Genomic DNA, 14,233 nt, shown 5'->3' with positions numbered 1-14,233 from the left:
TCTCCGGTCGCGATCCGGGATTCATGATGCTGAGTGCGTCTTCGTAGCCATGGAGGTCAGGTAATCTGCTATTCCTCCGACAATCAACGCGACGCCTCGATCGCCGACCAGCTGCGCATGTGCCGCCTGCATGCAGAGAAGCAGGGCTGGCGCATCGTCGAGGAATATTCCGACCACGCGGTCTCCGGCGCGTCCATGATCCGACCAGGTATTCAAGCCCTGATCGCGGATGCGATGCGCGGCCGCTTCGACCTGATCCTTGCCGAAGCGATGGACCGGCTATCCCGCGATCAGGAAGACATCGCCGGTGTCTTCAAGCGCATGACCTATTCGGATGTGAAAATCTTCACGCTCTCCGAGGGTCAGATCACCCACCTGCATGTCGGCCTCAAGGGAACGATGAATGCGCTATTCTTGAAGGATCTCGCCGACAAGACTCGGCGCGGCCAGCGTGGTCGCGTCGAGGCAGGGAAGTCCGGCGGCGGTAACTGCTACGGCTACGATGTCGTCAAGAAGTTCGATGGCAACGGCGAGCCGGCGCGCGGGGACCGCACGATCAACAAAATCGAGGCCGAGGTCATCCGCCGCATCTTCCGCGACTATGTGGCCGGCAAGTCGCCGAAGCGCATCGCCGTCGAGCTGAACAAGGACGGCATCAATGCTCCCGGCGGTGGCGATTGGGGATTCAGCACCATCAATGGTAATGCCAAACGAGGCAATGGCATCCTCAACAACGAGATGTATGTCGGCAAGCTGGTCTGGAACCACCAGCGGTTCCTGAAAGACCCCGGTACCGGCAAGCGCCAGGCTCGGCCGAACCCTGAGTCAGAATGGATCATCCAGGAGGTTCCAGAGTTACGAATCCTCGACGACGATCTATGGCAGGCCGCCAAAGCCCGACAGGCGGCGATCAAGAAGACCCGCGCCGAAAGACCCGCGCCGACAGTGGTGAGACCGAGAACCACTTCCGGGATCGACGCCGGCCGAAATACCTCTTCTCCGGCCTGACCAGGTGCGCCTGCTGCGGTGGTGGTTACTCGATGATCTCGGCCGATCTGGTCGGCTGTTCGACGGCACGCAACAAGGGCACCTGCGACAACCGCCAGAACATTCGCCGCGACCGGCTTGAGGCACGGGTGCTGAACGCGCCGCGCCATCACCTGATGGACCCGGCGCTGTTCAAGGAATTCTGCGATGAATTCACCCGCGAGATGAACCGGCTGCGCATGGAGGGCCGCGCGTCGATTGACTCGGCAGAAGCCGAGGTGAAGCGCATGACCGCCTCCGACATCATCCGTAAGCGTCCGGCCTGACCGCTACCCATTCCACTTTCAGGGCAGGATCTCATCGACCTTTGTGATCTTGCAGTCCGGTATGCGGGCGAGAGTGTCGGCGAGCCAGGGGTGTGGGTCGACGGCATTGAGCTTGGCCGTTTCGATCAGGGTTTAGGCGATTGCCGCGGCCTTGCCGCCCGCCTCGGAGCCGAGGAAGAGGCAGTTCTTTCGCCCGAGGGCGATGGCACGCATGCCGCGTTCGGCAGCGTTATTGTCGAGTTCAAGGATGCCGTGGTCGAGGTAAGGGCGCAGGCGTTCCATTCGGGCCAGGGCATAGCGGATGGCCGCCGCGCGTGGGGATTTGCCCGAGATTGTGGTGAGTTGCGTGGCCAGCCAAGCCTCGAGATCATCGAAGACAGGGGCGGCATGGGTCTTTCGCAGCTCTGCGCGACGATCAGGTGGCGGCCCTCGAGCTTCCTTTTCGATGGCATATAGCTGGGCGATCCGGCCGATGGCCTCTTCGGCGATGGGGGAGCCTTGCAACCGGTGGATGTCCACGAACTTGCGCCGGACATGGGCCATGCAGGCGACCTCGCGGATAGCAGCCGAGCGGTAGAGATCCTCGAACCCGGCATAGCCATCGGCACGCATCCAGCCGTGGAAGCGGGCGAGATGATCCTTCGGGTGCTGGCCCTTGTGGTCACCCGAGAACCGATACCAGGCCGCCGGAGGCGCATCACTGCTCCATGGGCGTTCGTCGCGGGCGTCAATCCAGAGCCGGGCCATCTGGGTCTTGCCGGTGCCGGGGCGAGCATGCCGACCGGCGTGTCGTCGGCAAAGATGGCCTCGGCCGACAGGACATGGCGGCCGATGGCGTCAGTTCCACCTCCATCCGGGGAATGTGGTCTGGGATCGGACGGCGTTTGGGTTTGTCCTTCTCCTCGATGTCCGGCAACTTCAACCGCGCCTGCTGCGCCGCAAAGCCCTTGCGCATGTCCGTGACCCCGGCCGCCAGCCAGACCCGCGTATTGACTGGTACCGGGATCACGCCGTCAGCCCCCGGATCAGTCGCGCCAAGGCTTCCGGATCATAGCTGCCGCTGATCCGCATCCGGTGGCCGCCAGCCAGTTCGATCTCGAGGTGGCTCTCAGCGACGGGCGCTGCCACCGGTGCCTGCGCTTCCGCGACGATCTCCGCCGGAAAAAAGCGCGCCTCTTCCAAGGGGGGCGGAACCGCCGCCGGATCCGGTGCATAACGGGCATCGCGCAGCCATTTGAAGATCAGATTGGCGTTCACCGCGTAGCGCCGCGCCACTTGGGCAACCGAAACGCCAGGCGCAGTCGTCTGGAAACAGATCGACCGCTTCTCATCATCCGTCCAAAGCCGCTTCGTCCGACGCGCCACGCAAGCACCATACTGTCCACCATCGATAGTGGACACTATCCGCCTCTCTCAGCACGAGCCAGAGCAGTCAGACCGGACCGTTACGATTCGACAGGGGGCAGTTTCTCAGTTCGCCTGACAGCTCACGCCGATCTGATCCCCGAACGTCGTGCTCATTCGGCCGCAAGGGCGAAGGATCAGCATGCAAGCCAACACCGGCTTAAAAACCGGCTTAATTTGCAAATTTAAGCCGGTACCGCATTTGCGCAGGCGGTATTTAGCTTGATATTTCAGGAAGTTAAATGGCGCGCCCGAAAGGATTCGAACCTCTGACCCCCAGATTCGTAGTCTGGTGCTCTATCCAGCTGAGCTACGGGCGCATTGTTCGCTGCGGCGTTGTTTGTGACCGCGCGATGAGGGGTGTTAGTATCTGTGACGCTCCCGATTGGCAAGCCCTATTTCGTTCCGAAGGGTGAAATTCTTCATGAAAATGGCACTATCAATTTGATATAGAACGGTAAAATCAGTTATCCACCGTTCGGCGGCCATGGCGGCAGGGAAATGACGAAACAGGCTCCACTGTCCGCCTGCTGCGGTTGCGTGTCCAGCGCGATGGTGCCGCCGTGCAGGCGGATCAGTTCGGCGGCGATCGGCAGGCCGAGGCCGGAGCCGCCGGAGCGGGTCGTGCCGCTGAAGGCTTCGAACAGGCGCTCACGGGCGTGCGGTGCGAGCCCGGGGCCGTTGTCCGCGATTCGAATCATCACCCCGGCGGCGGCGTCACTGCTCGGCCCCGCCGATGGCTGCGCGCGCGCGGATATGACGATCGTCGGCGCCCGCCCATGCGGCAGGCGGCCGTTCGCACCCGGGCGGGCGATCTCCTGTTCGAGCGCCTGCATCGCGTTGCGGCCGAGATTGAGCAGAACCCGGTACAACTGATCCGGATCGGCGTCGAGAACGAGGGAATCGGGTATGTCGATGACAAGGCCGATGTCCTCGCGCGTGCCGAGGCCGAGGCTGTCGCGCAGCTCCTCGACCAGCGGCCGCAGCCGGAACCGCCGGCGCTGCGGCAACGCCTCCTTGACCTTGCCATAGGCCAGCGCCGCCTCGCAGAACGCGATCGCCCGGTCGAGGGTGGCGATGAGACGGGGCGCAAAGCGCTCCACCAGCGGATCGGAGACTTCCATCAGCCGGTCTGAAATGAGCTGGGCGGCCGTCAACATGTTGCGCAGTTCGTGGCTGATCTTCGCGACCGCCAGCCCGAGCGCGGCAAGCCGCTGCTGCTGGCGCAGCTCCGTGGCAAGCGTGTGCTCCATCCGTTCGAGCGCCCTTTCCGCCATGCCGATCTCGTCGCGCTTGCCGGACGGCACGATGATGCGCGCCGGGTTGCCCGGCTCGCGCTCGAAGGCCGTGATGTGCCCCGCCAGCCTGCGCACCGGGCGCACGATGAAGCGCATCAGCGCGATATAGAGCGCCGCCGCCGCCACGCCCCACACCAGCAGCGACAAGGCGGCGATGCGCACCGAGAAAGCCAGCATGGCGTGGCGCAGCGGCGTCGGGTCCATGATGAGTTCGACGAAGGCGATCTCGCCCATGCCCTCGCCGATCACCCGCATCGCGGTCGCGTCCCCGATGAAGAGGTCCGCGAGCGCGTCCCGCGTCAGCTCCGTCCAGGTGGCGTTGCGCAGGTCGATCGTGCGCGCCACTTCCGTGGGCATCCCGTCGTTCGAGAGCAGGTGCCGCGCGCCGCCGCCGCTGAGCGCGATGCCCATCACGCCGACACCGTTGAGCAGCCGTTCCTCGATGGCGGGCGGCACCGCCGCGTCCGGCGCGGCCTCCAGCACCAGCGCGGCGATCTGCGCGGCCGAGAGCCGGTCGTTGAGCCACGCGCGGCGGAAGGCGGTGATCGCCGGCACGAAAACGAGCGCCTGCGCGCACAGCGCGAATACCATTGTGAGAATCATCAGGCGGACGGAAAGGCTCATCCCGCCTTTCTCGCGGCCCGGAGGGGGCTGAGCTGCGCCTTCAACCGCGGTCGCTTCAAACGCACGCGCCGAATCGGCCTCCCCCGGTTCGCCCGGCCGGGCCGTCTGTCGTGCTCGCGCCGCGCGATCCATGGCCCCGCCTCAGCCGCGCAGCTTCCACCACCAACGCGCGAGGCGCAGCAGCAGGCCGGCCGAACGCGGCCAGCCGAAAACCGTCAGGCGCGTGGCACGGCGCGTCAGGCTGTGGCGGCTGCAATCCGGAAACGCGAGGTCCGCGAGGTCGGCGAGCTTCAGCCCCCGCGTGATGGCCAATGTCCACAGGCCCGCGATGTCGCCGGCACCCTCGCCGATGATCGTGCAGCCCGCGATGCGGCCGTCGCGCCGCGCGACCACCTTGATTTCCCCCGCAACCGGATCGCTGCCGCGATACCGCGCGACGCGGGCGGGGTGCCAGGCGAAGGACGTGCGCAAGACCCTGATCTCCCCTTCCCCGCGTGCGGCCTTCTCGGTCAGTCCGACGACAGCCACCTCCGGCGACGTCGGAAGAAGGCGCGTGGCCGGCATCGCCCTCAGTTTCCGGCCGGAGAGGACGTGATCGATGATCACATCAGCCTGCCGCTCAAGCGTGGCGGAAAAAAGATCGCCGCCGCCGATGGCGCCGATCGCCTGAATGCGGCGGTTGGAGGTTCGCTGGAAGGCATCGAGGACGGGCGCGCCGTCGTCGCGCAGGGCTACCTGCGCCTCCTGCCACGCGGCATCGCCGAAGACAGCGCGCGTCGGCGGCGCGACCAGCACCTGGCTGACGTCGAAGGTCTCCGTGTCGGCGGCGCCCGCGGCATGCACCAGCGCCTCGCGCCCATGCGCCTCGATCCGCACGGCGGCAAGGTCCGTCCGCACGGCGACGCCGTCGCGTTCGAGTCCCATCAGGACATGGCGCAGGGCTTCCTCGTCCAGGGGAGTCGCATCCACGGGCTCCTCACCGCGCAGCAACGTCACCCGCGCGCCGAGCCGCCGGTGTGCTTGCGCCAGCGCCAGCGCGGCATCCGTGGTGCCGATGACGGCCAGACGCTCAACGGGACGCGAGGCGACGAGCGGGCGGTCGGGCGTCAGGCAGTCGATCTCGTTGAGGCCGGGAATGGCGGGCATGGCCCATTGCAGTGCCGGCGCCAGCACGAAGTGGCGGGCGGCGAAACGTTCGTCGCCCACGCGCAGGGTCTTCGCGTTCTCGAAGCGCGCGACATCCGACAGCACACGCACTCTCAGTGCCCGCAGGCGTGCGTCGGCGAGACCGCCGGCCAATGCCTCCGCGGCGGCGTGCATGTGGCGCACGAGCCCCTCGCCCGTCGGACGCAGGTTCTGGCGGGCGGCATCCGCATCCGCGGGCGTCAGGCCGAGAGTCGCGAGCGCCGTCCGGGCATGAAAGAGTGCCGCCGCTTCGATGAAGGCGCGTGTGCCCACGGCAAGGCCGGGCAGACCCCGTTCCCAGCCGGGCGGCGATATGTGGACGACGGACGCTCCGGCCTCGGCCGCCTTGACGGCGACGAACCTTCCGCCAGCGCCGGGTCCGAGAACGCAGATATCCACACGTTCGGCGGGACGCGGCGGGGGTGGGGCCGGCAGGCGCGGTTCATGCGTCATCCTGCGGCCCCCCTGCCCGTGCGCACGCCGGGCCTTGCGCTGGCGGCCTGAATGTCCAAAGGTGATGATCCATTCATCCATCGCCTCCAAATGCATGGCCCGATACAGCATGCCCGGCCGCCGGGGGTAACCCGTTCGTGATAACCGACAAACGGCCGGCGGGCAAAAGGAAACGCCACGCGGCGGCCCCGCGCGGCCGCCGCGAAGCAATGCAGCGCGTGCATGACCCGGCCCGCGGCCCGCCCGCGACTGTCAGTCGGCAAAGTCGGCGTTGACTTTTGGGAAAAATCCGGTCATAAGCCGGTTTCGGTATGGCGGTGCCTGTCGTGGGCGCCGTTTGTTGTTTTACAACAGCCGAAATCACCAGATTATCTGACCGCCGTCGGGATGACCGATGCGGTCAAAGGCGCGAGCGGCCTCGTCGCGCGCGTTTCGTTTTATTCGTGCGACCGGAGTTCAGGGCCGTGAAAAGGACTTATCAACCGAGCAAGATCGTTCGCAAGCGCCGCCACGGCTTCCGTGCGCGCCTGGCGACCAAGGGCGGCCGCGCCGTTCTCGCTGCGCGCCGCGCGCGTGGCCGCAAGCGCCTGAGCGCCTGACAGCGGTTTTCGGCGGGCCTAACCTCTTTCCGACGGGCCAGCCGGATATCGGGCAGGCACACGGCGCCGAATCCCGGATCGCTGTCATGAACGAAACCGAACAGTCAGCATCCGGACGCCGCTCCTCGCGGTTGCCGCGTTTGCTCAAGCGGGCGGAGTTTCTGACGGCGGCCTCGGGTCGCCGTGTTCATTCCAGCCGCATGACCGTGCAGATTCACGAGCGCTCCTCCGAAGCACCCGGTGACTCCGGTGTGTCCGTGCCGGTGTGTTCGCGCGTTCCGGTCAGCGGCCCGCGCTTCGGCCTGACCGTCACCAAGAAGACGGCCAATGCCGTGGGGCGGAATCGCATCAGGCGCCGGCTGCGCGCCGCACTGCAAGACGTGCGGGCCTTCTGGCCGAATGCGGATATCGATTTCGTGATCGTTGGGCGCGGCGAGCTGCTGACAGCGCCGATGGACATCATCGCCTCCGATCTCAAACGGGCCTTTTCCTCGCCGCCGCGACAGGGTAATCCTCTGGACCGAGACCGCCGTCCCTCGCACAGAAGGCGCGGCAAGGCTACCGACCGCCCACACGGCACCATACAGCGAAACCCTACGGATCATTCATGAGCGGCGACCAAAAGAATCTGATTCTGGCCATCACCCTGTCGTTTCTGATTCTGTTCGGCTGGCAGTACTTCTTTGCCGAACCGGTCGTGCCGCCGCCCGCGCAGCAAGCCACGCAGCAGCAAACGACTCAGCAGCCTCAATCGACCGATGCCGCCGTGCCCACGCCGGCGCAGCCAACGGCTGGCGGCGTTCCGGAAGCGAGCGCGCCCGCCGCTGTGCTGACGCGCGATCAGGCCGTCGCAGGCGGCAACCGGATCACCGTCGACACGCCGAAGATTTCGGGATCGATCGCGCTCACCGGCGGGCGCATCGACGATGTATCACTGCGCGCGTACCATGAGACAGTCGACCCGCACAGCCGCAACATCGTGCTTCTGTCGCCGGCCGCTAGCCCGCACCCCTATTTCGCCGATTTCGGCTGGGTGACGGCGGGCGGCAGCGCTGCGGCGGTGCCTTCGCCCGCCACGATGTGGACGGCGGATGCCGAGCGCCTGACCACCGCTGCGCCGGTCACGCTGACGTGGGACAACGGCGAGGGCCTCGTTTTCCGGCGCGTCATCGCCGTTGACGATGACGCCATGTTCACCGTCACCGACAGCGTCGAGAACAAAGGTGCAGCGCCGGTCACGCTGCATCCGTGGTCGCTGGTGTCGCGGCGTGGCACGCCGCACACCGAGAATTTCTACCTGCTGCACGAAGGCATGATCGGCGTTCTCGGCGATCACGGCCTGCAGGAAATTAAATACGCCGACCTCACCAAGAAGGACGCGCTGCCCACCGGCGGTACGGGCGCCGTGTTCGACAACGTGACTGGGGGCTTCCTCGGCATAACCGACAAATACTGGGCGACCGCGCTCGTGCCCGCGCAGTCCACGCCCTACACGGGCCGCTTCTCCCTGCGCACGGGCGCGAACAACCAGCCCGTCTATCAGGCCGACCTGCTCGGCGGTGGGCAGGAGGTCGCGCCGGGCAGCCGCGTCGAAAGCCGGGTGCATTTCTTCGCCGGCGCCAAGGAAGTGGCGGCGATCTCGAAGTACCAGCAGGACCTCGGCATCAAGAACTTCGACCTGCTGATCGACTGGGGCTGGTTCTACTTCATCACCAAGCCCATGTTCTGGCTGCTCGATTTCTTCTACAAGCTGGTCGGCAACTTCGGCGTCGCGATCCTGATCGTCACGGTGTTGGTGAAGCTCGCCTTCCTGCCGCTCGCCAACCGCTCCTATGCGTCGATGGCGAAGATGAAGGCCGTGCAGCCCGAGATGGTCGCCATCCGCGAGCGCTATAAGGACGACCGGACGAAGCAGCAGCAGGCGCTGATGGAGCTTTACAAGAAGGAGAAGATCAACCCCATCGCCGGCTGCTGGCCGATGCTGGTGCAGATCCCCGTCTTCTTCGCGCTCTACAAGGTGCTGTTCATTACCATCGAGATGCGGCAGGCGCCCTTCTTCGGCTGGATCAAGGACCTCTCGGCGCCCGATCCGCTGCCGATCCTCACGCTGTTCGGCCTCATCCCGTGGGACCCCTCGCAGGTGCCGGTGCTCGGGCCGTTCCTGATAATCGGCCTGTGGCCGGTGCTCATGGGCTTCACCATGTTCATCCAGATGAAGATGAACCCGGCGCCACCCGATCCCATCCAGCAAACGATGTTCACGTGGATGCCCATCCTGTTCACGTTCATGCTGGCATCGTTCCCGGCAGGCCTCGTCATCTACTGGTCCTGGAATAACCTGCTCTCCGTCATTCAGCAGGGCTACATCATGCACCGGAACGGTGTGAAGATCGAATTGTGGGACAACCTGCGCGGCATGTTCCGCAAGAAGGAAGCCAAAAGCGGCTGATCCCCGGCCTGTTCCGTTATCTCACGGCGGCGAAGGGCGGGCCGAAAGGCCCGTTCTTCGCCGCTCTTGCATGAAGCGGCCTTGCGTGGCGGGGCGTGCCGGTTGATAAAGCCCGAATGACAGACCAGATCGATTATCAGGACATTGCCCGCAAGCTGTTCTCAGGCAAGGCGGATTTCTTCTGGGGCACCGATTCGCTGGGCGGCCTGCCGCCCATGCACGGCATCGAGATCGCCTTCGCCGGGCGTTCGAACGTCGGCAAGTCGAGCCTCGTCAACGCCCTCACACGCCGCAAGGCGCTGGCGCGCACGTCGAGCACGCCCGGGCGCACGCAGGAGCTGAACTTCTTCCGCATCGGCGAAGGCCAGCCCCACGCCTTCACCCTCGTCGACATGCCCGGCTACGGCTATGCGGCGGTGGGCAAGGAGAAGGTCGCTGCGTGGACGGAACTCATCCATGCCTACCTGCGCGGCCGCGCCAATCTCGCGCGCGTCTACGTGTTGATCGACGCGCGCCACGGCCTCAAGGACAATGATCTCAACGTGCTGGATACGCTTGATAAATCCGCCGTGTCGTACCAGATCGTCCTCACAAAGGCGGATGCCCTCAAGCCCGGCCCGCTGGCCGAGCGTATCCGGACGACGGAACAGGCGGTCGTGCGCCGCGCCGCCGCCTATCCCGGCGTCATCGCCACGTCGAGCCGCACTGGCGACGGCATGGACGCGCTGCAGGCGGCGATTGTCCGGCTGCTGCACGAGCGCGCAGGCTGAAGGTTTCTGTCGCGGACGCGGACGACGGTTTGTCGCAGTTCCCGCAACAGCCCGTTGATGCGATAAGGCAATTTCAGCAAAGGGGGGGGCACCGCTTTGTGCTCGGAATTGCGTAAATGCAAAGAGATGGACCAAAGAGATGGACCATTGTCGCGTTTCAAAGAAACGTAAAAATGGTCTGGTGAGGCGGATGGAAATCCAGAGCCGCGCCGCTGAGTCGTCCTTTGGATTGCGCACATACCTTCCGGGGGAATGATCATGGATCGCGCGCTCGTCGTGCTGGGGGCGCTTTTTGGCCTGCTGGGAACCGCCGCCGCCGCGGCGGCCACGCATGTGACGGGGCCCGGCACCGGGCTCGGCACGGCGGCGAACTTCCTGCTGTTTCACGCCGCCGCGCTTATCGCCTTGCCGGCCCTCATCCGCACCGGTCTCGTGCGGGCGGGAATCGCGCACGCGGGCGGCGTACTCGTCTTCTCCGGCGTGGCGCTGTTCAGCGGCGAGCTGGCGTTGCGCGCCGTCGAGGGCAAGACGCTGTTCTACATGGCGGCCCCCACCGGCGGAACGGTCCTGATGGCCGGATGGCTCGTCATCGCCATCGCAGCCCTTGCCGCGAGACGCGACGCCTGATGGTCCTCGGCCCGTGAAAAACGCGGGCGACACGGCGCGTTATGTCCTGTAGAACAGCAACAAAAGATGCGAATCGCACTGCAGGACCGTCGCCCGTCATGACCGACCATTCTCCCCCCGATCTGCCCGACGTCTTCGCCCGGGCGGAGATTCTCGTTCAGGCGCTACCCCACATGCAGCGCTACGACCAGCAGGTCGTGGTGATCAAGTATGGCGGCCACGCCATGGGCGACGCCTCGGCAGCGGAGGACTTCGCTGAGGATGTCGTGCTGCTCGAACAGTCCGGCGTGCTGCCTATCGTGGTGCACGGCGGCGGGCCGCAGATCGGCGGCATGCTGAAACGGCTCGGCATCACGTCCGAGTTCCAGGCGGGCCTGCGTGTCACTGACAAGGCCACCGTCGAAGTGGTGGAGATGGTGCTGGCCGGCTCCATCAACAAGCAGCTCGTCGGCACGATCGCGGCCGAAGGCGGGCGGGCCGTCGGCCTCTGCGGCAAGGACGGCAACATGGTCACCGCCCGCAAGGTGACGCGCAGCATCGTCGATCCCGAATCGCTTGAGGAAAAGGCCGTCGATCTCGGCTTCGTGGGTGAGCCTCAGCGCGTCAACCGCGCGGTGCTCGACGCCGTGCTGAAGGCCGAACTCATCCCGGTGCTCGCCCCCGTCGCGCCGGGCGAGGACGGCGCTACCTACAACATAAACGCGGACACGTTCGCCGGCGCCATCGCGGGCGCCATGCGGGCCAAGCGCCTGCTGCTGCTCACCGACGTGCCCGGCGTTCTGGACAAGAACAAGCAATTGCTGCGGCAGCTCACCATCGACGACTGCCGCCGCCTCGTCGCCGACGGCACCATCACCGGCGGCATGATTCCCAAGGTCGAGACCTGCATCTACGCGCTCGAACAGGGCGTCGAGGGCGTCGTCATCCTGGACGGCAAGGTGCCGCACTCGGTGCTGCTCGAACTCTACACCGACCACGGCGCCGGCACGCTCATTACGCCCTGAGCCTACCGGCCGGCCGGACGGCGCCCGGCCGGTATCGCCTGTCGAAGCGGATTTTCATGAGTAACGCCTATATTTATCTGGCGATCGCCATCGTCTGCGAGGTGATCGCGACATCGTCGCTGAAGACGGCGGAAGGCTTCACGCGCCTCGTCCCCTCCCTTATTACCGTGGCGGGTTACGTCATTTCGTTCTATTTCCTGTCGTTGACGCTCAAGTTCATTCCTGTCGGCATCGTCTATGCGATCTGGAGCGGCATCGGCATCGTGCTCATTGCGCTCGTCGGCTTCGTCGCCTTCCAGCAGAAGCTCGATCTTCCCGCCATTGCCGGGCTCGCAATGATCATCGGCGGTGTGCTGGTCATCAACCTGTTCTCGAAAACCGTCGGTCATTGACCGTGCCTCACACCGGTCCATGACGGCGCCGTATGTGCGGCAGCGCACACCGCGCCCTCTTGGATCGGAACAATCCATTCAGAAACACGTTTGCGCAGTTGCGCCGGAACAATCGGCGCAAGGAGGACAACGCATTGCAAAGGCGAAGCGGAACGGCAACGGGCCGGATCGAGACCATCGACTTCTGGCGCGGGCTGGTGCTTGTCATCATCTTCATCAACCACGTGCCCGGCAACATTTTCGAGTCCGTCACGCCGCGCAATTTCGGCTTTTCCGATTCAGCCGAAGCCTTCGTCTTCATCTCCGGCCTTTCGGTCGCGCTGGCCTATGGCGGCAACATGTCGCGCGGCGACACGCTCGGCGCCCTGAACAAGGCGTGGCGACGCGCCTTCCTGCTTTATGCCATCCACCTGCTGCTGACATTCACGGCGATCGCGCTCTTCGCCAATGCCTTCGTGCTGACAGGCCGGGAGGCCTTCATCCTCGGCCATGGCCGCGATGTGATTTTCGATGACCCCGCCGCAGCGCTGCTCGGCATCATGAGTCTGGGGCATCAACTGGGCTATTACAATATTCTGCCGCTCTACATCCTGCTGATGCTGTGCGCGCCGTTCATCCTGCTCGCGGCATGGCGCTCGCCCATGGCGACGCTGATCGTGTCGTTCATCATCTACGCCATCGCGCAGGCGCCGCAGGTGAACCTGCCGAGCTGGCCGGTGGAGGGGCTGTGGTTTCTCAACCCCTTCGCGTGGCAGTTCGCCTTCGTGATCGGCGTCGTCGCGGTGATCGTGATGAGGCGCTCCGGCGAGCAACTGCAGGCCTTGCCGTGGCTGACGGCCGTATGCTCCCTATTTGTCGCCGCCGGTGTCGTGCTGACGACCAACATGTTCGGCCTTGAACCGGGGCTGTTCGATGCGGCGCGCGCCCTCGGCGGCTTCGACAAGACGGATATGGGCGTGATGCGGCTGGCGCATTTTCTGGCGCTTGCGTACCTGCTGGCACGCTTCCGCGTAGGCGGCATGCTGTTGCAGTGGCCGTTCGGCAGGCCGATGGCGCTGATAGGCCGCCACGGGCTGGCGATTTTCGCGCTCGGATCGGTACTCAGCAGCGCCGGCCAGATATTCGCCACGCTGACGGAAGGGTTGCGCCTTTCGGGCAACACGCTGACCGGGCTTGCGGTCGTTCCCGCCGGCATCATGTGCCTATACTGGCTGACGCGCTATCTGGAAGGGCCGGCGCCGCTTGCAGGCACGGCGAAAAAATCCGGCGGGATCGCGGCGAGCGCCTGATGGCGAGATGCGCGCCCGCTCTTACTTCTGCGCCACGATGAACAGCCGCGGGAAGGCAAGCAGGACCTTGTCGTCCGCCCGCGGCAGATAGTGCTCCGCCAGCTTCTCCGCGTAGTCGGAGAGGAACAGCGACTGCTCCGCATCGTCGAGCGGTGCCAGAAAGGGCAGCAGCCCGGTGCCTTTCACCCATTCCACGATGGCGTCAACGCTGTCGAGCGGATGCTGGTAGATGGTGTGCCAGATATCGACGCGGCTCACGTGCGGGATAAGCATATCGTAATAGGCGTCCACGGAAGCGAGCTTCAGCCGCTCCACACCCGCGAGGCGGGCGGACCACGGCCCTGCGCCCGCCACCTCGCGCATCAGGCGATGCGAAGGCTCGTCGAGATTGTCGGGCATCTGCACGGCGAGCAAGCCACCCGGCGCCAGCGTATCCACGAGCGCAGGCAGCAGGGCCGCATGGTCGGGCACCCATTGTAGGGCGGCGTTGGCGAAGAGCAGGTCGAACGGCCCCTCCCCCGCCCAACCGCCGGCCTGCACCTGCTGGACAGACGCGCCGATGTCGCTTTCGACGAAGCGCACGTCGGGAAGGCGCTGGCGCGCCGCCGCGAGCATGTCGGGCGCGTTGTCGACACCGATGATCTGGGCCTGCGGAAAGCGCTCGACCAGCAATTGCGTCGAATTGCCCGGCCCGCAGCCGAGGTCCGCCACCAGGCCGGGCGACGCCAGCGGCACCTGCGCCAGCAGGTCACGCGCGGGGCGCGTGCGCTGATCCTCAAACTTCAGATACTGGCGCGCGTCCCACGTCGTCATGTCACAGTCCCCT

At 65.5% G+C, this 14,233-nt stretch carries 17 protein-coding genes and 1 tRNA gene; 11 read left to right on the top strand and 7 right to left on the bottom strand.

What is annotated here, in order from left to right; all coding sequences use genetic code 11:
* Nucleotides 1-33: 33 nt before the first annotated feature.
* Entirely contained in the window at nucleotides 34-1,008 is a 975-nt protein-coding gene (locus ACFFJ7_RS15435) for a recombinase family protein (RefSeq protein WP_377593450.1), read from the top strand.
* 32 nt (nucleotides 1,009-1,040) lie between these two features.
* Nucleotides 1,041-1,313 (top strand): zinc ribbon domain-containing protein, encoded by a 273-nt coding sequence (locus ACFFJ7_RS15430; RefSeq protein WP_246225112.1) that lies wholly within the window; start codon nucleotides 1,041-1,043, stop codon nucleotides 1,311-1,313.
* Nucleotides 1,314-1,331: 18 nt separating this feature from the next.
* On the opposite strand, the gene ACFFJ7_RS15425 is transcribed toward ACFFJ7_RS15430, so the two are convergent.
* The 6 genes from ACFFJ7_RS15425 to ACFFJ7_RS15400 form a co-directional block, all read right to left on the bottom strand.
* Complete coding sequence (locus ACFFJ7_RS15425) at nucleotides 1,332-1,439, bottom strand: transposase domain-containing protein (RefSeq protein WP_343042523.1); 108 nt, start codon at nucleotides 1,437-1,439, stop codon at nucleotides 1,332-1,334.
* Between the two features lie 6 nt (nucleotides 1,440-1,445).
* Nucleotides 1,446-2,060 (bottom strand): IS66 family transposase, encoded by a 615-nt coding sequence (tnpC, locus tag ACFFJ7_RS15420; protein ID WP_377593449.1) that lies wholly within the window; start codon nucleotides 2,058-2,060, stop codon nucleotides 1,446-1,448.
* Between the two features lie 258 nt (nucleotides 2,061-2,318).
* Nucleotides 2,319-2,714 (bottom strand): IS66-like element accessory protein TnpA, encoded by a 396-nt coding sequence (gene tnpA / locus ACFFJ7_RS15415; protein ID WP_377593448.1) that lies wholly within the window; start codon nucleotides 2,712-2,714, stop codon nucleotides 2,319-2,321.
* A 246-nt stretch (nucleotides 2,715-2,960) separates the two neighbouring features.
* A tRNA-Arg gene (locus tag ACFFJ7_RS15410) sits at nucleotides 2,961-3,037 on the bottom strand.
* A gap of 147 nt (nucleotides 3,038-3,184) precedes the next feature.
* Nucleotides 3,185-4,639, bottom strand: a complete 1,455-nt coding sequence (locus ACFFJ7_RS15405) for an ATP-binding protein (protein ID WP_377593447.1) — start codon at nucleotides 4,637-4,639, stop codon at nucleotides 3,185-3,187.
* Between the two features lie 141 nt (nucleotides 4,640-4,780).
* Nucleotides 4,781-6,277, bottom strand: coding sequence for an FAD-dependent oxidoreductase (locus tag ACFFJ7_RS15400; protein ID WP_377593445.1), 1,497 nt, complete (start codon nucleotides 6,275-6,277; stop codon nucleotides 4,781-4,783).
* Nucleotides 6,278-6,499: 222 nt separating this feature from the next.
* Between ACFFJ7_RS15400 and ACFFJ7_RS15395 the strand changes: the two genes are divergently transcribed.
* The 9 genes from ACFFJ7_RS15395 (at nucleotide 6,500) to ACFFJ7_RS15355 (ending at nucleotide 13,407) form a co-directional block, all read left to right on the top strand.
* Entirely contained in the window at nucleotides 6,500-6,745 is a 246-nt protein-coding gene (locus tag ACFFJ7_RS15395) for a hypothetical protein (RefSeq protein WP_166949984.1), read from the top strand.
* Entirely contained in the window at nucleotides 6,742-6,876 is a 135-nt protein-coding gene (gene rpmH, locus ACFFJ7_RS15390) for a 50S ribosomal protein L34 (protein WP_166949980.1), read from the top strand. The genes ACFFJ7_RS15395 and rpmH overlap by 4 nt, the downstream gene beginning before the upstream one ends.
* Nucleotides 6,877-6,962: 86 nt before the next feature.
* A complete protein-coding gene (gene rnpA / locus ACFFJ7_RS15385; protein WP_377593443.1) occupies nucleotides 6,963-7,487 on the top strand; it encodes a ribonuclease P protein component in 525 nt (174 codons plus the stop codon).
* Nucleotides 7,484-9,325 (top strand): membrane protein insertase YidC, encoded by a 1,842-nt coding sequence (gene yidC, locus ACFFJ7_RS15380; RefSeq protein ID WP_377593442.1) that lies wholly within the window; start codon nucleotides 7,484-7,486, stop codon nucleotides 9,323-9,325. The genes rnpA and yidC overlap by 4 nt, the downstream gene beginning before the upstream one ends.
* Nucleotides 9,326-9,441: 116 nt before the next feature.
* A complete protein-coding gene (gene yihA / locus ACFFJ7_RS15375; RefSeq protein ID WP_166949962.1) occupies nucleotides 9,442-10,095 on the top strand; it encodes a ribosome biogenesis GTP-binding protein YihA/YsxC in 654 nt (217 codons plus the stop codon).
* A gap of 258 nt (nucleotides 10,096-10,353) precedes the next feature.
* Entirely contained in the window at nucleotides 10,354-10,722 is a 369-nt protein-coding gene (locus tag ACFFJ7_RS15370; protein WP_377593440.1) for a DUF423 domain-containing protein, read from the top strand.
* Nucleotides 10,723-10,820: 98 nt separating this feature from the next.
* Nucleotides 10,821-11,726: an acetylglutamate kinase gene (gene argB / locus ACFFJ7_RS15365; protein ID WP_166949958.1), complete on the top strand. Its 906-nt coding sequence runs from the start codon at nucleotides 10,821-10,823 to the stop codon at nucleotides 11,724-11,726.
* Nucleotides 11,727-11,782: 56 nt separating this feature from the next.
* A complete protein-coding gene (locus ACFFJ7_RS15360; protein WP_166949955.1) occupies nucleotides 11,783-12,118 on the top strand; it encodes a DMT family transporter in 336 nt (111 codons plus the stop codon).
* Nucleotides 12,119-12,252: 134 nt separating this feature from the next.
* The gene (locus ACFFJ7_RS15355) at nucleotides 12,253-13,407 is read left to right on the top strand and encodes an OpgC family protein (RefSeq protein ID WP_166949952.1); all 1,155 of its coding nucleotides are present in this window, start codon (nucleotides 12,253-12,255) and stop codon (nucleotides 13,405-13,407) included.
* 21 nt (nucleotides 13,408-13,428) lie between these two features.
* Here ACFFJ7_RS15355 and tam read toward each other — a convergent pair whose 3' ends face one another.
* A complete protein-coding gene (gene tam, locus ACFFJ7_RS15350; protein WP_166949948.1) occupies nucleotides 13,429-14,220 on the bottom strand; it encodes a trans-aconitate 2-methyltransferase in 792 nt (263 codons plus the stop codon).
* Between the last annotated feature and the right edge of the window lie 13 nt (nucleotides 14,221-14,233).

Origin of the sequence: Pseudochelatococcus lubricantis, assembly GCF_042432495.1 — a bacterium.
Classification (GTDB): domain Bacteria; phylum Pseudomonadota; class Alphaproteobacteria; order Rhizobiales; family Beijerinckiaceae; genus Pseudochelatococcus; species Pseudochelatococcus lubricantis.
This window is presented reverse-complemented; position numbering and strand designations above follow the sequence as displayed.